Below are 19,499 nucleotides of genomic sequence, written 5' to 3'. Positions count from 1 at the left end.
CCTCGCAACACGGGGGATTCAGGTCGTCACAGGACTTCTTCGGATTGGGAAGTGGTGGCGAGGGGGGGACTCGAACCCCCGACCCCGTGATTATGAGTCACGTGCTCTAACCAGCTGAGCTACCTAGCCACGGCGCCGGGCAATAGGCGCGGGCGGGGCGGGCGTCAAGCGGAATCGCCATGCGCCACGCGCGGCCGGCCCGACGCAACCACCGTCAGCCGCGCCTCGACAAAGACGCGTCGCCCCTCGATCTCGGCCTCGCGCAGGTCTCGCTCGACCCGCAGCGCCACGTCGGCCGCACCGGCGCGCAGGGCACGCGCCCGCGCGACGGTGGAAAGCTCGTCCTCCAGCGTCGCCAGCGCCAGTTCGCGGTTGGCCAGCACCCGCACCCCTTCGGGCAGGTGCAGCACGAACCGGCCCTCGGCCGGACAGGTGATCAGGCCCGTCACGCGCTGCACCACCTGCCCGGCCACGGCGCCGATGGCATTGGCGACCCCGGCATCGTCGGGCAGGATCATCGGGCACCCCAGAACCCGCCCCACGGCGCCGTAATAGCTGGGCGCCGACGCGCCCAGACCGATCACCGGCATGCCCAGCCGCGCGGTCAACGCCACGGCCCCCGCATGCGCGGCAAGTCCGGCGCGCAGCAGGGGATGCGCGGCCAGCGTCTCGGGCGGCAGCGCGGCGAAGGCCGGGTCATGGGCAAAGGCCGCCTCCAGCAGGCAGGTTGCGGTCTGCTCGGTCAGCCGGTCCACGATCATCGCGGCCATCGCCCGGGCATCAGCCGCCAGCCGCTCGCCCGACCCGCTGCGCCGGCGCGCCAGAAGCTGCAGCGCCTTGTCCGCCGCCGTCGCATCCCAGGCCGCCAGTCGGCCATCGACATGCGCGGCATCCGACGGCGTCGCGCCGGCCACCATCACCAGGCCCCGCGCCACCAGCCGATCCAGCGCCGCCCCCTCCAGCCGTGACCGCAGCGCGTCGGCCAAGGGCATCGGGGCCGCGATGCGCGCCCAGAGCGCCGCCTCGCGTGGCGTCAGTCCCGCCGGATCGCCCGCCATCGGCACGACGAAACGCCCGTCATGATCGCCCGCCGCCTCGGACGACAACGCCCGGTCCAGCGCGGCATGGACCATCGCGCCATGGTCCACTGCCAGCAGCGACACCGGGATCAGGCGGCGCGGTCCCAGCCGCACGCCACCCTCCAGCCCCCCGGTCACGGCATGAACCTCGCTGTCGCCGCCAAGCCCGGTGGTGCGCATCGCCACCGCCTCGACCATGGTGCGGAACGGGCCGACGCGCGCGCCCTCGGGGTCGATCCGTGGCAGGCCGCCGGTCAGCACGGCAACATCCGTTGTCGTGCCCCCGATGTCGGACACCAGCGCCTCGGTTGCGCCCGTCAGCCATCGCGCGCCGACGATCGAGGCGGCCGGCCCGGACAGGATCGTCTCGATCGGACGCTCGCGCGCCACATCGGCCGAGATCAGCGCCCCGTCACCCCGCACCACCATCAGCGGCGCGGTGATGCCGCGCGCCGCCAGCCAGCCCTGCGTCGCCCCGATCAACCCGTCGATCAGCCCGATCAGCCGCGCGTTCAGCACCGCCGTCAGCGCACGGCGGGGGCCGTTGAGTTGCGCCGAAAGCTCGTGGGAACAGGTCACGGGGCGCCCCGTCGCGGTCCTGATCGCGGCGCGGGCGGCAATCTCATGCGCGGGGTTGCGGGTGGCAAATCGCGCGGCCACGGCGAATCCTGCCACCCCCGGCGCCACCTCGGCCACGCGGGCAAGCAAGGCGGGCAGGTCCAGCGGGGCGGCCTGCGCGCCGGCATGGCCATGGCCGCCCGCCACGGTGATCACCGGATCGCCCCGCATCGCCTCGGCCAGCCCGCCGCGCTCCAGATCGCCCGCGTCAAAGCCGATGGCCACCAGCGCGACGCGGGCGCCCTGCCCCTCGACCAGCGCATTGGTCGCCAGTGTCGTGGACAGCGACACCAGCCCCACCTCGCCCGGGGCCACACCTGCCGCCGCAAGCGCCGCCTCGACCGCCCGGCCCACACCCAGCGACAGATCGCCCCGCGTGGTCAGTGCCTTGGCGCGGCCGCGCACGGTGGTCGCACCCTCGTCCAGCACGGCGGCATCGGTAAACGTGCCGCCCGTGTCCACCCCCAGAAGAACCGCCACGCCCGACCTCCCGATGTCCGCCTCTGCCAGAGGCCCGAAATCGCGGAGCTTGTCCATGGGGGGCGAACGGCGGGCGGCCCTGGCGCGCGGCTATCGCCGCCGCCTGCGGTGCGCGGCCGGAATGGCCAGCATCGCGCGGTACTTCGCGACCGTGCGCCGCGCCACGGGCTCCCCGCCCGCCACGGTCAGCCGCGCGGCCAGGGCTGCGTCGGACATGGGTGCCGCGGCGTCCTCGGCAGCCACGAGATCGGCCAGCCTGGCCCGCAGCGCCGCCGCGGCGACGCCTTCGCCGACAGCGCCCGAGAACATCGCGCGCAACCACACCGTGCCGCGCGGCGTATCCATGCTGACGCCCGAAACGGCCCGGCTGACAGTGCTTTCATGCACCCCGAGCGTCTCGGCCACCTCGGCCATTCCCATCGGCACGAGGGCGGCCGGGCCACGGTCCAGCGATGCGGCCTGCCGCCGGACCACCTCGACCGCGATGCGCAGCAGCATCTCGCCCCGGGCCCGGAGCATCCGCTGCAAGCCGCGGGCCGCCGCCGCATCGCCCGCCCCGTCGCGCACCAGCACCGTCGGCAGCGCCGCCCGGTTCAGCGCGACCGACCATCCGCCATCGGCCCGCGCCACCGTCAGGTCAGGCTCGTGCACCGCCGCCGCGCCAGGGTCGAACTGGGCGCCGGGCTTGGGGTTCAGCCCGCGCAGCCGTCGCAGGCGCAGCGCGATCTCGGCCTCCGGCACGCCCGCACGCCGCGCCAGCCCCGCAAGATCCCCCGCCGCGACCCGGTCCAGGTTGCCCAGGACCACCGCCATAGGCGGGTCGAGCCATCCCGCATCCTCGACCTGCAACGCAAGGCATTCGCGCAGCGATCGCGCGAACAGGCCGGTCGGCTCGATCCCCTGCAGGCGGCGCAGCAGGGCTTCCGCCTCGGGCATCGTCATGCGCGCCTCGACCGCGAGGCTGGCCAGCGGTTGACCCAGCCAGCCCGAAGGTTCCAGCGCCATGGCAAAGACCGTCGCCCGGTCCCGGGCGCGCGGGTCCGGAAACATCGCGGCGATGGCCTGCATGACATGGGCGGTCAGGCTCGGGGCCGGGCCTGCGACACGCTCCTCGGCGCCGCTGTCGGCCGGGTATGCACCCTGCGTCCGGAACACGCCGGTCCAGCGCGGCAGCCAGTCGTCCGGCGGCAGGTCGGCGGGCACCAACCGCACCGCCGGGTTCTCGGCCGCCTGCTCCTCCAGATAGCGCGACAGGCCCGAGGCATCGAACCGCAGCAGCCGCATCGCCGCCGTCAGGCTCTGCGTCAGGCGCAGCTTCTGCGTCTGCACCAGCTTCGTGCCGCCGCGCTGCGACATGGCCATCTCCCTTGTCCGTCCACCCTAGGCCCGTGCCCGGGCCCGGCGCAATCTTGTGTATGGCCTCGTCCATCCCGCCGGGCTAGGCAGGGCCGCAAGCGGCGGCAGGGGGCCCGGGACGACATGCAGCAGACAGCGGCCTTTCCCGCGACGCGCGATCTGGTGCTGGTGGGCGGCGGGCATGCCCATGCGCTCGTGCTGCGCCGCTGGGCCATGAACCCCCTGCCAGGCGCACGCCTGACCCTGGTGAACCCGGGCCCTGTCGCGCCCTATACCGGCATGCTCCCCGGGCTGATTGCCGGACACTACCGCCGCGACGAGATCATGATCGACCTCCTGCGCCTCGCCGCTCAGACCGGGGTGCGGCTGATCCTCGACCGGGCCACGGGCCTCGATCCCGCGGCGCGCCTGCTCCGCCTGGGCGGGCGCGGCGACCTTCCCTATGATCTGCTGTCGGTCGACATCGGCATCGGATCGGACCTGCCCGACCTGCCGGGCTTTGCCGATCATGCCGTCGCCGCCAAGCCGCTGGGCCCCTATGCCGACCGCTGGGATGCCTTCGTCGCGGCGGCGCCGCCTGCCCCGCGCATCGTCATCATCGGCGCGGGCGTGGGCGGGGCGGAACTGGCGCTGGCCTCGGCGCACCGTCTGCGCGCGGCAGGCCGGCAGCCGTCCGTCACGCTGGTCGACCGGGGGACGACGGCACTGCCGCTGATGGGTGCGCCCGCCCGGGCCCGCCTGCTGGCCGCGCTCGCAACAGCCGGCGTCACCATCCTGACCGGGTCCGACCCGGCGGCGATCCACGCCGACGCGGTGACGCTGGCCGACGGCCGCCGCCTGCCGTCGGACTTTACCCTGTCAGTCGCGGGGGCCCGTCCCCAGGACTGGCTGCGCGACAGCGGGCTGGACCTGACCGATGGCTTCCTGAACGTCGGCCCGACCCTGCAGACCTCGGACGCCCGCATCTTTGCCGCCGGTGACTGCGCCTATCTTGCCCATGCCCCACGCCCCAAGGCCGGTGTCTATGCGGTGCGTGCCGCCCCGGTGCTGGCACACAACCTGCGTGCCGCCCTGTCGGGCCGCCCCTTGCGTCCCTTCCACCCGCAGCGCGACTATCTGAAGCTCATCTCGCTGGGCGACCGGGCTGCGCTGGCCGACCGCCGCATCCTCGGGCTGGCGATGGCGCCCTCCGGTCGCTGGCTCTGGCGTCTCAAGGACAGGATAGACCGCGCCTTCATGGCAAGGTTCGCCCCGCGCCCGCAGCCGCCCGCAGCCACACCCCGCGACATGGCCGATGGCCTGACCGACATGCTGTCGGGCCGCCCGCCCTGCGGCGGCTGCGGTGCGAAACTGGGCGCGCAGGTGCTTCAGGCAGGCGTCTGCGCCCTGCCCGCACCCGCCCGCCCCGATGTCCTGTCCGGTCCCGGCGACGATGCCGCGATCCTGCGCCTGGGAACACAGGAACAGGCGCTGACCACCGACCATCTGCGCGCCCTGACCCTCGACGAGGGCCTGATGGCCCGCATCGCCGCCACCCATGCGCTCGGCGACATCTGGGCCACGGGTGCCCTGCCCCAGGCCGCGCTGGCCCAGATCATCCTGCCCCGGATGGCGCCCGCCCTGTCGGCCCGCAGTCTGGCCATGATCATGTCCGCGGCGGGTGCGGTGTTCCGCGCCGCGGGGGCCGAGATCGTGGGCGGGCATTCGACCGCCGGGGCAGAGCTGACCATCGGCTTCGCCGTGACCGGCCTTGCCCCGGAAGGCGGGCGGCTGGTCCCGGGCAGCGGCGCGCAGCCCGGCGACGTGCTGATCCTGACCAAGCCGCTGGGCAGCGGCACGATCCTTGCGGCGCTGATGGCGGATGCGCCCGCACCGCCGGGCCTGATCCTGGGCGAGTCGGCGGCGGCCGCCTTTGCCGCCATGGTCCGCCCGATGGATCGCGACGCCGCGATCCTGGCGCCGCAGGCCCGCGCGATGACCGACGTCACCGGCTTCGGCCTGGCGGGCCACCTGGCCGCGATGACAGGCGCCGAAGCCGGGGCGGAACTGTCGCTGTCCGCCCTTCCGCTCCTGCCGGGCGCGGCGGTGCTGGCGGGCGCCGGCCAGTCATCCAGCCTCGCACCCGAAAACCGGGCGGCACTGGCCGGGCGGATCGACCCGGCCGATGATCCCCGCGCCGCGCTGCTGTTCGATCCTCAGACCTGCGGCGGCCTGCTGGCGGCCGTGCCGCCAGAGCGCGCCGATGCCGTGCTGGCCGCACTGCGGGCCGCGGCGATTCCCGCCGCACGGATCGGCACGGTCAGCGCGGGTCCGCCCCGGATCACCCTGCGCCCGTGACAGCGGCTCCACCGCCACCGACCTGCGCCACCAGCGCCGCCACCCGATCCGCCGCCGCCGCCAGCGCGCCCTCGTCCATCGCGGGCATCTCCACCCGCGCCACGGGCGGGCCAAAGCGCGCCCGGGCCCGGGCATAAAGCGGGTCGTAGTGCCGTTCCATCAACCCCTCTGCCAGCCGCGGCAAGTCGCCTGCGGACACCGCCGCCGCCCAGTCGGCGATCACCTCGCGCGGCTGCCACGGCCGCAGCCGCTCGATCAGCGCGACAAGCCGCGCGCGATCCTCCAGCAGATCGGGATAGGCGGTCAGCAGCCAGGCCGCGCGGGCCCCTCGCGGTGCCGCCAGTTCGATGCGGGGCGCCCGCGCCAGCGCCCGCAGCACGATCGGCGGCAGACGCAGCCCGCCCAGGATCGCGCTTTCCGCCTCAATCACCACCGGGCGCGCGGGATCAAGCCGGGCCAGCGCCACGGCAAGCGCGCCCTCGAACCGCTTCTGCGTGGGCTGCGGCCCCTCCAGCCCGCCGAAAACCGATCCGCGGTGCCGCGCCAGGCCCTCCAGATCCACCACCTGCACGCCCCGTGCCGCCAGCCGCGCCAGCAGCGCCGTCTTGCCGGTGCCGGTGTCGCCGTCGACCACGACCACCCGGGACAGATCCGCCGCGCCGTGCAGCGCCTCGACCACAAGCCGCCGCCAGGCCTTGTAGCCGCCCGCCACCGTCTCGACCCGCCAGCCGATCGCCGACAGGATGCTGGCAAACGACCCCGACCGCTGCCCGCCGCGCCAGCAGTAGACCAGCGGGCGCCAGCCCCCCGGCCGGTCCGCCAGAACACCCTCCAGATGCGCCGCCGCGTTCCGCGCCACCAGGGCGGCACCCAGCTTGCGCGCGGTGAAGGGGCTCACCTGCTTGTAGATGGTGCCGACACGCGCGCGCTCCGCGTCGTCCAGCACCGGCAGGCTGATCGCCCCCGGCAGATGGTCATCGGCGAATTCGGCGGGCGCGCGCACATCGATGATGTCGTCGAACCCCGCATCCAGCGGCTGCAGCAGATGGGTGATCGTCAGGGCCATGTGCCTCAGTATCGCGCCGCCCCGCGACAGGCCAGAGGCCGCCGACGCGCTGCCGCCCGTCTGGACGGACAGCGCCCGAACGGGCACTCTTCCGCCATGCTCCGCCGCACCTTCCTTGGCATTGTCCTGGCATCCGCGCTTCCTGCCCGGGCCGACCCACCGGCCGCACTGGTCGACGCGGCGCGGTCGCAGGTCGGCGTGACCGTCACCTATGACCCTGCCTATGTCCGGCTCGATTTTCCGGGTGGCGACATCGACCGGTCGCGCGGGGTCTGCACCGACGTTCTGATCCGCGCCTTCCGCGACGCGGCGGGGATCGACCTTCAACTGGCCGTGAACCGCGACATGAAGGCCGCTTTCGCTGCCTATCCCCGCACCTGGGGCCTGGCACGCCCCGACCGCAACATCGACCACCGCCGCGTCGGCAACCTTGCCACGCTGTTCGATCGTGTCGGCGCCGGCCTGCCGCCTTCGTCGCGGCCCGCCGATTTCCTGCCCGGCGACATCGTCGCGGTGATGCTGCCGGGCAACCTGCCGCATGTCGCCATCGTGTCCGACCGGACCGGGCCCTCGGGCGCGCCGATGATCCTGCACAACGTCGGGCGGGGCGCGGCCGAGGAAGACCTGCTCTTCGCCTGGCCGCATACCGGGCGCTTCCGCCTCGATGGCGCCGCGACCGAACGGCTGGCCCGGCTGGGCCGCCCCTGAACCGGCTGCATGACAGCCATTGTCACGTGATCGATTCAACACCGCCGCTAGGGTGGCGATGGCGGTCCCCACCGCCCGACTCGGGTCAGCCCTGTCCCATCCCCTTGCGGCGCCGCCTTCCCCGGCACCGCCGCTCTGGCCCGAAACCTCGCGCCCCCGGTTCGTCCGGGGGCGCCTTTTCCGGTCGCCCGCGCACCATCGCTGTGCAGCCGGCGCCCTATGTCAGCGCCTCCACAGCCGCTAGATTGGTGCAATCCCCGTAGCCGGAGCTTGTCATGCCCATCCTGCCCCCCGCCACCCGCGTCGGCCATGTCCACCTGAAGGTGTCCGATCTCGACCGCGCCATCGCCTTCTACTCCGGCGTCCTGGGGTTCGAGGTGCAGCAGCATTACGGCCGCCAGGCCGCCTTCCTGTCGGCGGGCGGCTATCATCACCACATCGGCCTGAACACCTGGGAGTCGGCAGGCGCCACACCGCCGCCGCCCGGCCACACCGGACTCTACCACACCGCCTTCCTGTTCCCGGACCGCGCCAGCCTCGGCGCCGCGCTGAAGCGGGTGGTCGAGGCCCGCATCCCCATCGACGGCGCGGCGGACCATGGCGTCAGCGAGGCGATCTACCTGCGAGACCCCGACGACAACGGCGTCGAACTCTACCGCGACCGCCCCGAGGCCGAATGGCCGCGTGATCCCTCCGGTCGCCTTGCCATGGTGAATGCCCCGCTCGACCTGCGCGCCCTTCTGGCCGAGGCCGGGTGAACCCGCCCGCACTAGGACCGGACCAGACGGAACGCCGCGCTCGCCCCCCAGCCGGCACCCGCCGCAAGCAACAGGGACAGCAGGCCGTAAAGCAGCGGCTGCTCGCGCGACAGGTTGAAGATCCAGCGCTCCAGCCCGGCCTTGGCCACCGGGATCACCTGTTCCTGCCAGTCGACCACCCGGCCGCCCCGCAGCAGGAACAGGCGGACCCGGTAATCCCCCTCGGTCAGGTTCGACGGCAGCATGACATCCGCCCGGAACAGCGTTTCCTCCGCCAGGCTCACCCCCGCCTCGTCCAGCGCATAGCGCCCCTCCACCTCGCGGATGCGGATCAGCGCATCGACAAAGGCCGGGGCATCCCGCGCCTCCGACGATATCCCCACCGCCCGGATCGCGCGGGGAATGGTGATGCGGTGGCGCAGGTTCTCGGTCTCGCTCAGGATCGCGCCCAGGGGCCCGGTCGCCGCCACCGCGTAGAAGGCGGGGGCGCGGTCCACCCGCACCGCATCGCCGTTCATCCAGATCCCGAAGCGGCGTTCCTTCTTGCGCACCACGACCTGCCCCTGCGGACCCTCGGCCGTCACGATGACATGCAGCGGCGGACCGTCGGGCGCCGGGGCCTCGCGCTTGACCGCACCGTAGACGAGGATCTCCTCGCCGGTGAAATCGGCGGTGATCGCCACGCTGGTCTGGCTCAGCCCCGCAACGATGGTCTCGGCCCGCGCCGGGCAGGCAAGCAGCAGCAGCAGTGCCAGCCACCTCATGGCATCACCCCCGGCGCCAGCGAATACAGCTCGTCCGGTGTCAGCAGCAGATCCAGCGCAACCCGCAGACAGACCCCGAGCACCAGGAGCGCCAGCAGGATGCGCAACTGCTCGGCCCGCAGCATCAGGCCGATGCGCGCGCCCACCTGCGCGCCGACGACCCCGCCCAGGATCAGCAGCAGCGCCAGCACCATGTCGACCGTCTGGCTGGTCACCGCATGCATCACCGTGGTGAAGGCGGTGACAAAGATGATCTGGAACAGCGAGGTGCCCACCACCACCTTGGTCGGCATTCCCAGCAGGTAGATCATCGCGGGCACCATGATGAACCCGCCACCCACCCCCATGATCGCCGCCAGGAACCCGACCATCGCCCCCACCGCCAGGGGTGGCAGCACCGAGATATAGAGGCCCGACGCGCGGAACCGCATCTTGAACGGCAGGCCATGCACCCAGGTATGCACATGCGCCCGGCGCACCGGCGCGCCGGGCCGGCGCGACCGGCGCAGCGTGGCCAGGCTCTCCTGCAGCATCATCGCGCCCATGCCGCCGAGGAAGATCACATAGCAAAGCTGCACGAAGACATCGACCTGCCCGGCCCGCGCCAGCGCCGCGAACACCCAGATGCCCCCCGCCGATCCGATCACCCCCCCGCCCAGCAGGACCAGCCCCATCCGGAAATCGACGGCCTTGCGCCGCAGTTGCGCCAGCACGCCGGACACCGACGAGGCGACCACCTGGTTCGCCCCGGTCGCCACCGCGACCGCGGGCGGGATGCCCAGAAAGAACAGGAGCGGCGTGATCAGGAACCCGCCGCCCACCCCGAACATCCCCGACAGCAGGCCCACCAGCCCGCCCAGGCCCAGAAGGACCAGCGCGTTGACCGACAGTTCGGCAATGGGAAGATAGATCTGCATCGGGCGGGCGTGTCCCGGCGGGTGGAACCCCACCGTCGCCCAGCCCCCGCCCGGTGTCAAAGCGCGATGACCGCGCGGCGATCACATCGCGCGCAGCATGGCGCGCAGGACACGTTCCAGCTTGGCCGCACCCAGCGGCGCCATGGCCTTGGTGTGCTCATGGCTGATCTTCTCGTCCGACAGCCCCGCCGCCATGTTGGTGATGGTCGATACCGCCGCCGCCCGCAGGCCCAGGAACCGCGCCAGGATCACTTCGGGAACCGTCGACATCCCCACCGCATCCGCGCCCAGCGCACGGATCGCCCGGATCTCGGCCGGCGTCTCGAAGGAAGGCCCGGAATACCAGGCATAGACCCCCTCGGGCAGCGCCACCCCCTCGGCCGCCGCGGCCGCCCGCAGGGCCGCGCGATAGCCGGGATCGTGGGCATCCCCCATCGGCACGAAGCGCGCATCCGACGGCTCGCCGATCAGCGGGTTCAGGCCCGAGAAATTGATGTGGTCGGACAGCAGCATCAGGTCACCGGTGCGGATGTCGGGGCGCAGCGATCCGGCCGCATTGGTCAGGATCACGCCCTCGGCGCCCAACGCCTTGAGCACCGCGAGCGGCAGGCGCATCTCGGCCGGATTGCCCCGCTCGTAGTAATGCGCGCGGCCCCCGAACACCGCGACCCGCACCCCTTCCAGATCGCCGATCACCAGATGCGGGTTGTGCCCGCTGACACCCGCATGCGGAAAGCCCGCCAGGTCCGCATAGGGGATCGCCCGGCCCGACACCGCCCCCGCCAGATGCCCCAGCCCGGACCCCAGCACCAGGCCAAGCCGCGGAGGCGCATCGCCCGCGCGCGCCCGGATCAGATCCGCCAATGCCTCTGCCGTCATCGTCCCGCCCCCGTTCGTCCGTCGCAGGGGGGCCTTCCGCCCCCCTCGCCCCTGCGGGGCTCACCCCCCCGAGGGTATTTTTTCAAAGAAGAGAACAATTTAAGTCGAATTGTCGCTCTTCTTCGCCGAAATACCCCGGGGGAAGGGCCCGGCACGGGCCCGAGGGGGCAGCGCCCCCTACCTTTCCTTCACATAGGGTTCGCCGCCCGCGCGCGGCGGAATCGCCTTGCCCACAAAGCCCGCGAGGATCACCACCGTCAGGATGTAGGGCAGCGCCTGCATGAACTGGACCGGCAGCACCGCGAAACCGAGGTCGATGTTCTGGTAGCGGTTGCCCACTGCCTCCAGGAGTCCGAACAGCAGGCAGGCGCCCAGCGCGTGCCAGGGCCGCCACTTGGCAAAGATCAGCGCCGCCAGCGCGATGAAGCCGCGCCCGGCCGTCATTTCCTTGCCGAAGCCCGCCGCGAGGCCCGTGGCCAGGTAGGCACCCGCAAGGCCGCAGAGCAGGCCGCAGATCGCCACCGCGGCAAAGCGGATGCCGATCACGCTGACGCCCGCGGTATCGACCGCCGCCGGGTTCTCGCCCACCGCCCGCAGCCGCAGCCCGAAGCGCGTGCGGAACAGCAGCCACCAGGTCAGCGGCACGCAGGCGGCCGCCACATAGACGAGGATCGTGTGGCCCGAGATCAGTTCGGCGTAGACCGGTCCGATCACCGGCACATCCGCCACCTGGCCGGCAAAGGGCAGGTTCACCGGCTGGAACCGCGCCGCGCCCGCCAGCGGCGGCGTGCGGCCGCCCTGGCCGAACCAGCTCTGCGCCAGGAGCACGGTGATCCCGCTGGCCAGGAAGTTGATCGCCACGCCCGAAATAAGCTGGTTGCCGCGGAAGGTAATCGACGCCAGCCCGTGCACCGCGGCCAGCATCAGCGATCCCAGCATCCCCGCGCAGAGGCCCAGCCAGACCGACCCCGTCACCGCCGCCACCGCACCCGAGGCGAAGGCTGCGATCAGCATCTTGCCCTCGAGCCCGATGTCGAACACGCCCGCGCGCTCCGAGAACAGCCCCGCGAGGCAGGCGAACAGCAGCGGCGTGGCCAGCCGCACGGTCGAGTCGAGTATCTGTATCAGCGTCGCGAAATCCATCACCGCGCCCCCTTGCGGGCGATCAGGAACAGGCTCTCGACCGGGCGGCGCACCATGTTGTCCAGGGCGCCGGTGAACAGGATCACCAGCGCCTGGATCACCGTGATCAGTTCGCGCGGAATCTTGGTCCACAGCGCCAGTTCCGCCCCGCCCTGGTACAGGAACCCGAACAGGATCGCGGCCAGGAACACCCCGAAGGGATGCGACCGCCCCATCAGCGCCACCGCGATGCCGATGAAGCCCGCCCCCTCGACGCTGTTCAGCAGAAGCCGCTGCGCCTCGCCCATCACCTGGTTGGTCGCCATCAGCCCCGCCAGCCCGCCCGAGATCAGCATCGCATACATGGTGATCCGCACCGGGCTGATGCCGGCATAGACCGCCGCCTTCTCCGACTTGCCGAAGGCGCGGATCTGATAGCCGAGCCGGGTGCGCCAGATCAGCAGCCAGACCGCGAAACAGGCCGCCACCGCGATCAGGAAGGTGACGTTGGCGGGCGTGCCCTTGGCAAAGGGCAGGCCCAGCCCGTTGACGATCTCGCCCAGGCGGGGCAGCCGCATCTCGGGCGCGAACCGGGCCGAGGCCGGGTCCATGCTGCCCACGGGGCGCAGGAGGTTCACCAGGACATAGTTCAGCAGCGCCGCGGCGATGAAGTTGAACATGATGGTGGTGATCACGATGTGGCTGCCGCGTTTCGCCTGCAGCCAGGCCGGCACCGCGGCCCAGAGCGCGCCGAACATCGCCGCCGCCAGCACCGCCGCGGCCAGCGCAAGGCTCCAGTGCGGCCAGGGCAGGAACAGGCAGACCAGCGCCACGCCCAGGCCGCCCAGGGTCGCCTGCCCCTCGCCCCCGATGTTGAACAGCCCGGCATGGAAGGCCACCGACACCGCAAGGCCGGTGAACATGAAGTTCGTGGCGTAATACAGCGTGTAGCCCCAGCCATAGGTCGAGCCCAGCGCGCCCGTCACCATCAGCTTCATCGCGGCCCAGGGGTTTTCCCCGATCAGCAGGATGACGACGGAGGAGATGGCAAAGGCCAGGACGAGCGAGATGGCGGGCACCAGCAGCACGTCGGCCCATTTCGGCATGCGGTCCATCAGCGCCCCCCCCCGAAGCCTGCCGGGCGTCGCCCCCCACCCCCATCCCCTCCGCACAAGGCGGAGGGAAGGCGCAGCGCCGATCGCGCGGGCGTCTCCCTCCCCCCTTGCGAGGGAGGGAGGGGAAGGGGGGGCTGTCCGGCAGGCCGATGCGCCCGGTTCATTCCCCCACCCCCGCCATGAGCAGCCCCAGTTCGCGCTCGTTGGTCGCGGCGGGTTCGCGGAAGCCCATGATGCGGCCGTCGAACATCACCGCGATCCGGTCCGACAGGCTCATGATCTCGTCCAACTCCACGCTGACCAGCAGGATCGCCTTGCCCGCGTCGCGCAGCGCCACGATCTGCTTGTGGATGAACTCGATGGCGCCGATGTCCACGCCCCGCGTCGGCTGCCCCACCAGCAGCAGGTCGGGGTTGCGCTCGATCTCGCGGGCCACGACGATCTTCTGCTGGTTGCCGCCGCTGAAGCTCTTGGCGGCCAGCGCCGGGATCGGGGGGCGCACGTCGAACCGTTCCATCTTGCGCTCGCAATCCGCGAACAGCGCGGCATTGTCCATGAACAGGGCCGATTTCTGGTATTCCGGCGCGTGGTGATAGCCGAAGCCCACGTTCTCCCATGCGGCAAAATCCATGATCAGGCCCAGCACCTGCCGGTCCTCGGGCACATGTGCGATGCCCTGCGCGCGGCGGCTCTGCCCGTCCGAGGCCTTGCCCGTCAGATCCAGCGCCTGCCCGTTCAGCTTCACGCTTCCGGTGCCCTGCGCGATCCCGCCCAGCACCTCCAGCAACTCGGTCTGCCCGTTGCCCGCCACCCCGGCGATGCCCAGGATCTCGCCCGCCCGCACCTGCAGCGACACGCCCTTCAGCCGCTCGACCCCCTGCATGTCGCGCACCCGCAGGCCCTCGACCTCCAGCACGGTTCGGCCCGGGGTCGCGGGCATCTTGTCCACCCGCAGCAGCACCTTGCGCCCGACCATCAGTTCCGCCAGCTCCTCGGAGCTGGTCGCGGCGGTCTCCACCGTCGCCACCATCTGCCCGCGCCGCATCACGCTCACGGCGTCGGTGATCCCCATGATCTCGCGCAGCTTGTGGGTGATCAGGATGATCGTCTTTCCCTGGTCCTTCAGCCCGTTCAGGATGCGGAACAGATGGTCCGCCTCGGCCGGGGTCAGCACCCCGGTCGGCTCGTCCAGGATCAGGATGTCCGCCTGCCGGTACAGCGCCTTCAGGATCTCGACGCGCTGCTGGTGGCCGACCGACAGATCCTCGATCCGCGCGTCCGGGTCCACGTCCAGTTCATACTCGCGCGCCAGGTCGGCCAGCACGCGGCGCGCCTTGGCCAGCGACGGCGCCAGGATGCCGCCCTCCTCGGCACCCAGGATGATGTTCTCCAGCACGGTGAAATTCTGCACCAGCTTGAAATGCTGGAACACCATGCCGATGCCCGCGCGGATGGCGCTCTGGCTGTCGGGAATGGCCGTGACCTTGCCGCCGATCAGGATCTCGCCGCTGTCGGCCCGGTAGAACCCGTAGAGGATGCTCATCAGCGTCGACTTGCCCGCGCCGTTCTCGCCGATGATGCCGTGAATGGTGCCGCGCCGGACCTGGATCGAGATGTCCTTGTTCGCCTGCACCGGCCCGAAGGACTTGGAAATGCCTTTCAGTTCGATGGCAAAGGGGGCGGCCGAACCCGGCCGCCCCGCCTCATCATGCACCATCGCGTCCATTCAGAACGACGCGGCCGGGCAGGTGTTGTCGCTCATGTAGTCATGCACCGCCAGTTCGCCCGAGATGATCTTGGCCGCAGCCGCGTCCACCGCCGCCTTCATCTCGTCGCTGACCAGCCCGGCATTGTGCTCGTCCAGCGCATAGCCCACGCCCTCGGAGGCCAGGTTCAGCACGTTGAAGCCCGTGGTCATCTCGGTGCCTTCCATGAAGGCGTTGTAGACGGCGTTGTCCACGCGCTTCAGCATCGAGGTCAGCACCTTGCCCGGATGCAGGTGGTTCTGGTTGCTGTCCACGCCGATCGACAGGATGCCCTCGTCCGCGGCGGTCTGCAGCACGCCCACGCCGGTGCCGCCAGCGGCCGCATAGACCACGTCGGCGCCCTGCGACTTCTGGCTGCGGGTGATCTCGCCGCCCTTCACGGGGTCGTTCCACGCGGCGGGGGTGGTGCCGGTCATGTTCAGGATCACCGTGGCGTCCGGGTTCACGGCCTTCACGCCCTGCGCATAGCCGCAGCCGAAACGGCGGATCAGCGGAATGTCCATGCCGCCGACAAAGCCCACCGTGCCGGTCTTCGACGCCATCGCGGCCATCATGCCGACCAGATAGCTGCCCTCATGCTCGGTAAAGACCACCGACTTCACGTTGGGCTGCTCGACCACCATGTCGATGATCGCGAACTTGGTGTCGGGGAAATCGGGGGCCACGGTGTTCAGCACGTCGCCGAAGGCGAAGCCCGTCATCACCACCGGGTTCGCCCCGGCCTCGGCCAGCCGCCGCAGCGCCTGTTCCCGCTGCGCCTCGGACTGCATCTCCAGTTCCTTGAACGTGCCGCCGGTTTCCTGCGCCCAGCGCTGCGCCCCGTTGAAGGCCGCCTCGTTGAACGACTTGTCGAACTTGCCGCCAAGGTCGAAGATGATCGCGGGCTCGGCGGCTGCGGCGCCTGCCATCAGTGCCAGCGCGGCAGTGGCGCCGGCAAGGTGCTTCATCAGGGTCATGGATGTCTCCCGGTTGTTTGTCATTGGCCTGCCCCTCGGCTGGCGCCGGGGGCGGATCGTCGGCAATTTAGGGCGTGTTCGGCGGATTCCGTCAATGGCAATCTGCGTGATCTCCGGGCCAGTTTTGATCCCTTGGTCAGATTCCGGGCAGGTCGCGGGCCATCACCAGCGCATCCACCGCCGCCCGTCCGGGCATGGCGTAATAGCCGCGCCGCCGTCCCGCCTGCGCGAAACCGGCCCGCACATAGGCCGCCCGCGCCGCCGCATTGTCGGCCGCCACCTCCAGGAACGCACGCACCGCACCCAGCGCCGCGGCCCGTTCCACGAACCGCGCCACCAGCCTGCCGCCGATGCCGCGCCCCTGTGCCGCAGGCTCGACGGCCAGGGTCAGCAGTTCCGCCTCGCCCGCCAGCACCCGCCCGATCAGGAACCCCGCGGGCGGCGCGCCGTCATCGAGGATCAGAAAGGCGCCCGCCCCCGCCAGAACCCCGCCGATCTCCTCGGCAGACCAGGGGCGCGGCACCGCGAAGGCCCGCGCATGCAGCGCCGCCATCGCCCCCGGGGTCACGGCAGGATCACCGGCGGCGGGTCCGCGGGCGGGGCCGCATCGGCCGCCCGCAGGTAGAACGGCGCGGGCCGCGCCCCGGGGGTCCGGCCCGCCGCGATGCGCGCCACCGCCTCGGCCAGCGGCATCGCGGGCGCCAGCACCTCGGCCCCCGGCACCATCGCCGCCCCCGACCCCGTCACGCGCGCCGCCCCGACATCGCCCACCCGCATCAACCGCGCCGGCCCCTCCGGCCGCACCTGCCCCGACCGGGCGCCACCCTCCGCCCCTGTGGCGGGGGGACGCGGCGGCGGGGCCGCCCCGCCGGCATCATGCCCGAACGCCTGCACATAGGCCTCGCCACGCCGCGCGTCCTCGACCACGGTCACCGCGCCCAGCCCGCAGGCCAGCGCCTCCAGCCGCGTCACGCCCAGCGCCGGAATTCCCAGCCCCAGCGCCAGCCCGCGCGCCGCCGCCACCGAAATCCTCACGCCGCTGAAGTTGCCGGGCCCCGTCCCCACCCCGATCCGCGACAGGTCGCGCCAGCCGATCCCGGCCTCGGCCAGCATCTCCTCCAGCATCGGCATCAGCCGTTCGGCCTGCCCGGTCGCCATCGGCTCGTCGGCCAGCGCCACCAGCCGGTCGCCCGACAGCAAAGCGGCGGCGCAATGCGCCGCCGATGTGTCGAAACCCAGGACGAGGCGGTCAGGCGGCAACCGGCCGAACCTCGGTCACTTCCGGGATGTAGTGGCGCAGCAGGTTCTCGATCCCCATCTTCAGCGTCAGGGTCGACGACGGGCAGCCCGCGCAGGCCCCCTTCATGTGCAGATAGACCACGCCCCGGTCGAAGCCGTGAAAGGTGATGTCGCCGCCGTCCTGCGCCACGGCAGGGCGCACCCGGGTATCCAGCAGTTCCTTGATCTGGCGGACGATGTCACCATCGGGCCCATCATGCACCGCATGCGCCGCCTCGGCCTCGCCCTCGATGGCCGGGGCGCCCGACTGGAAATGCTCCATGATCGCGCCCAGGATGCCCGGCTTCACATGCGCCCAGTCGGCACCCTCGGCCTTGGTCACGGTCACGAAATCGGTGCCCAGGAACACGCCCGTCACCTGCCCCGCCGCAAAGATGCGCCGCGCCAGCGGGCTGGTGGCCGATGCCGCTTCCGACGGAAAATCCGCCGTGCCCATCTCCAGCACCGTCTGGCCGGGCAGGAATTTCAGCGTCGCCGGGTTCGGGGTGGATTCGGTCTGGATGAACATGGCAGGTCTCCGACTTGTTCACTCGGATATGCGCCCCCGCACCGGCCATGTCAAGTTTTGGAACCGTTCTAACGTTCGGCCCGCCCCGGCAGGGACGGGCCGAAGTCGGGGTCAGCAGTCGACCTCTTCGGGCTCTTCCTCGGGCTCTTCCTCGACCGGGGCGTTCTCGTTTCCGATCTGGCCGAACGCCTGGGCGAAGTCGCAGAAGAAGCGGGCATCGTCATGGCTGCCGCGCGACAGCATCAGCCGCAGATGCGGGCCCCCGTCCCGGTCGTCGTCCCGGTCGTCGTCCTCGTCGTCCCGGTCGTCGTCCTTGCGGCCCCACCGGCCATGGCCCCTGTCGTCCTCGTCGTCCCGGTCGTCGTCCTTGCGGCTCCACCAGTGGCCCTTGCCGCCACCCTTGTCGTCGTCGTCGTCCTTGCGGCCCCACCAGCCATGGCCCTTGCCACCGCCCCTGTCGTCGCAGTCGTCGTCCTTGGGGTGGTCGTCCTTGTCGTCATCGTCCTCGCAGGTCTCGCCCTCGTCGCCGGTGAAGTAGTAGTAGGATTCACCCTCGGCCTGGCTGTAGATCGTGGCCTTGATCACGATCTCCTTCGGGTCCCGCGTCGGATAGTTATCCTTCAGGTCGGCAACCACCGTGTCGTAATAGTCCTGGAAGTCGAACTCGGCCGGATCGCTGCCATAGGGCGGTTCGACGAACAGGTATTCGTCGATCTCGCCGTCACCGTTCAGGTCGATGTGGAAGGTGATCCCGTAGGCATCGGCCGGCAGGTCGGGAAAGCCCGAACCGGCCTCGCAGGTCTCGCCACCGTCATCGTCGTCGTCGTCACGGTCGTCGCAGGCATCGTCGCCGCGCCCCGGCCCGTGGCCGCCCCAGGGCCAATGCCCGTGGCCGCCGCCATGGCTCTGGCCGCCCCCGCCGCCATGCCCGTGGCCATGCCCGTGGCCCTGGCCGCCGCCATGGCTGTGCCCACCGCCATGCCCGCGATCATCGTCGCAATCGTCATCGCGGCCCCTGTCATGGCCACGATCATTTCCAAAGAACGAACGTCCGCCCGTTCCACCCCAGCCTCTGGTCATCGCCCCGTCTCCCGGTACGCAGACCCCCACCGGGCGGCAGGCTAGGCACAAAGCCTCAATCTTGCCATGATTTCGCCGGAAACATGCCGGTTCCATTCCGGAACCAATCGCGCGACTCGCTCAGGTGATCGCCTCAAGCCGTTCCTTCGACATGTCGCCCGGCACCACCGTCAGCGGGATCGGCAGGTTGCCGGAGTTGCGCGACATCGCCGTCACCAGCGGGCCTGGCCCCGATTTCTCGGTCGCGGCGCCCAGCACCAGCACCCCGATCTCGGGATCGGCCCGCACCTGCGCCAGGATCTCGGCCACCGGGTCGCCCTCGCGGATCACCAGCATCGGGTTCACCCCCTGCCGGTCGCGCATCCACTTGGCGAACACCTCGAAATGCGCCTCGATCCGCTCGCGCGCCTCGGCCCGCATCAGGTCGGCAACGCCCATCCAGTGCTGGAACTCCTCGGGCGGGATCACCGACAGGATCACCACGCCGCCCCCGGTATGCGCCGCCCGCAATGCCGCATAGCGCATCGCGTTCAGGCACTCGCGACTGTCGTCCAGCACCACAAGGAACTTGCGCATCGCCGACCCCCTTTTGGCCCGCCGATCATGGCCGCCGCGCGCGCCGCTGTCCAGCGGATGTCCGGCGGCCCGATTCGGGCGCCCCTGGTTAACCGCCGTCCGCCGATCCGGCTGC

Annotated in this window: 18 protein-coding genes and 1 tRNA gene; 3 read left to right on the top strand and 16 right to left on the bottom strand. The window is 71.4% G+C overall.

What is annotated here, in order from left to right:
• Positions 1 to 52 precede the first annotated feature (52 nt).
• The 3 genes from KF887_07370 to KF887_07360 form a co-directional block, all read right to left on the bottom strand.
• Positions 53 to 129, bottom strand: a tRNA-Met gene (locus KF887_07370).
• A gap of 35 nt (positions 130 to 164) precedes the next feature.
• Complete coding sequence (locus tag KF887_07365) at positions 165 to 2,177, bottom strand: hydantoinase/oxoprolinase family protein (protein QYK43479.1); 2,013 nt, start codon at positions 2,175 to 2,177, stop codon at positions 165 to 167.
• Positions 2,178 to 2,267: 90 nt separating this feature from the next.
• A complete protein-coding gene (locus KF887_07360; GenBank protein ID QYK43478.1) occupies positions 2,268 to 3,533 on the bottom strand; it encodes an RNA polymerase sigma-54 factor in 1,266 nt (421 codons plus the stop codon).
• 123 nt (positions 3,534 to 3,656) lie between these two features.
• On the opposite strand from KF887_07360, the gene selD reads away from it, so the two are divergent.
• Complete coding sequence (selD, locus tag KF887_07355; protein ID QYK42908.1) at positions 3,657 to 5,870, top strand: selenide, water dikinase SelD; 2,214 nt, start codon at positions 3,657 to 3,659, stop codon at positions 5,868 to 5,870.
• On the opposite strand, the gene mnmH is transcribed toward selD, so the two are convergent.
• Entirely contained in the window at positions 5,854 to 6,936 is a 1,083-nt protein-coding gene (gene mnmH, locus KF887_07350; GenBank protein QYK42907.1) for a tRNA 2-selenouridine(34) synthase MnmH, read from the bottom strand. The genes selD and mnmH overlap by 17 nt on opposite strands.
• A 96-nt stretch (positions 6,937 to 7,032) precedes the next feature.
• Here mnmH and KF887_07345 point away from each other — a divergent pair, with 96 nt between their 5' ends.
• Complete coding sequence (locus KF887_07345; protein ID QYK42906.1) at positions 7,033 to 7,644, top strand: DUF1287 domain-containing protein; 612 nt, start codon at positions 7,033 to 7,035, stop codon at positions 7,642 to 7,644.
• A 275-nt stretch (positions 7,645 to 7,919) separates the two neighbouring features.
• Positions 7,920 to 8,402 (top strand): VOC family protein, encoded by a 483-nt coding sequence (locus KF887_07340; protein QYK42905.1) that lies wholly within the window; start codon positions 7,920 to 7,922, stop codon positions 8,400 to 8,402.
• 11 nt (positions 8,403 to 8,413) lie between these two features.
• On the opposite strand, the gene KF887_07335 is transcribed toward KF887_07340, so the two are convergent.
• The 12 genes from KF887_07335 to KF887_07280 all read right to left on the bottom strand — a co-directional run bounded on the left by KF887_07335 (position 8,414) and on the right by KF887_07280 (position 19,384).
• Positions 8,414 to 9,166: a TIGR02186 family protein gene (locus KF887_07335; protein QYK42904.1), complete on the bottom strand. Its 753-nt coding sequence runs from the start codon at positions 9,164 to 9,166 to the stop codon at positions 8,414 to 8,416.
• Positions 9,163 to 10,083, bottom strand: a complete 921-nt coding sequence (locus KF887_07330; protein ID QYK42903.1) for a sulfite exporter TauE/SafE family protein — start codon at positions 10,081 to 10,083, stop codon at positions 9,163 to 9,165. Before KF887_07330 ends, KF887_07335 begins: the two co-directional genes overlap by 4 nt.
• Before the next feature lie 81 nt (positions 10,084 to 10,164).
• Positions 10,165 to 10,962, bottom strand: a complete 798-nt coding sequence (locus KF887_07325; GenBank protein ID QYK42902.1) for a purine-nucleoside phosphorylase — start codon at positions 10,960 to 10,962, stop codon at positions 10,165 to 10,167.
• 177 nt (positions 10,963 to 11,139) lie between these two features.
• Complete coding sequence (locus tag KF887_07320; GenBank protein QYK42901.1) at positions 11,140 to 12,105, bottom strand: ABC transporter permease; 966 nt, start codon at positions 12,103 to 12,105, stop codon at positions 11,140 to 11,142.
• Positions 12,105 to 13,199, bottom strand: a complete 1,095-nt coding sequence (locus tag KF887_07315) for an ABC transporter permease (GenBank protein QYK42900.1) — start codon at positions 13,197 to 13,199, stop codon at positions 12,105 to 12,107. The genes KF887_07320 and KF887_07315 overlap by 1 nt, the downstream gene beginning before the upstream one ends.
• A 160-nt stretch (positions 13,200 to 13,359) precedes the next feature.
• Positions 13,360 to 14,916, bottom strand: coding sequence for an ABC transporter ATP-binding protein (locus KF887_07310; GenBank protein ID QYK42899.1), 1,557 nt, complete (start codon positions 14,914 to 14,916; stop codon positions 13,360 to 13,362).
• 9 nt (positions 14,917 to 14,925) lie between these two features.
• A complete protein-coding gene (locus KF887_07305) occupies positions 14,926 to 15,921 on the bottom strand; it encodes a BMP family ABC transporter substrate-binding protein (GenBank protein QYK42898.1) in 996 nt (331 codons plus the stop codon).
• Positions 15,922 to 16,057: 136 nt separating this feature from the next.
• Positions 16,058 to 16,474 carry a GNAT family N-acetyltransferase gene (locus KF887_07300; protein ID QYK43477.1) on the bottom strand — a complete coding sequence of 139 codons (417 nt, stop codon included), beginning with the start codon at positions 16,472 to 16,474 and terminating at the stop codon, positions 16,058 to 16,060.
• An 11-nt stretch (positions 16,475 to 16,485) separates the two neighbouring features.
• Positions 16,486 to 17,181, bottom strand: coding sequence for a tRNA (adenosine(37)-N6)-threonylcarbamoyltransferase complex dimerization subunit type 1 TsaB (tsaB, locus tag KF887_07295; GenBank protein QYK42897.1), 696 nt, complete (start codon positions 17,179 to 17,181; stop codon positions 16,486 to 16,488).
• Positions 17,171 to 17,728, bottom strand: coding sequence for a NifU family protein (locus tag KF887_07290; GenBank protein QYK42896.1), 558 nt, complete (start codon positions 17,726 to 17,728; stop codon positions 17,171 to 17,173). The genes tsaB and KF887_07290 overlap by 11 nt, the downstream gene beginning before the upstream one ends.
• A 111-nt stretch (positions 17,729 to 17,839) precedes the next feature.
• Positions 17,840 to 18,808, bottom strand: coding sequence for a hypothetical protein (locus KF887_07285; GenBank protein QYK43680.1), 969 nt, complete (start codon positions 18,806 to 18,808; stop codon positions 17,840 to 17,842).
• Positions 18,809 to 18,928: 120 nt separating this feature from the next.
• Positions 18,929 to 19,384: a universal stress protein gene (locus tag KF887_07280; GenBank protein ID QYK42895.1), complete on the bottom strand. Its 456-nt coding sequence runs from the start codon at positions 19,382 to 19,384 to the stop codon at positions 18,929 to 18,931.
• Positions 19,385 to 19,499 lie beyond the last annotated feature (115 nt).

The organism is Paracoccaceae bacterium (assembly GCA_019454225.1).
Taxonomy (GTDB): domain Bacteria; phylum Pseudomonadota; class Alphaproteobacteria; order Rhodobacterales; family Rhodobacteraceae.
The sequence above is the reverse complement of the archived record's forward strand: the minus strand, read 5'-3'. Positions and strand labels throughout refer to the sequence as shown.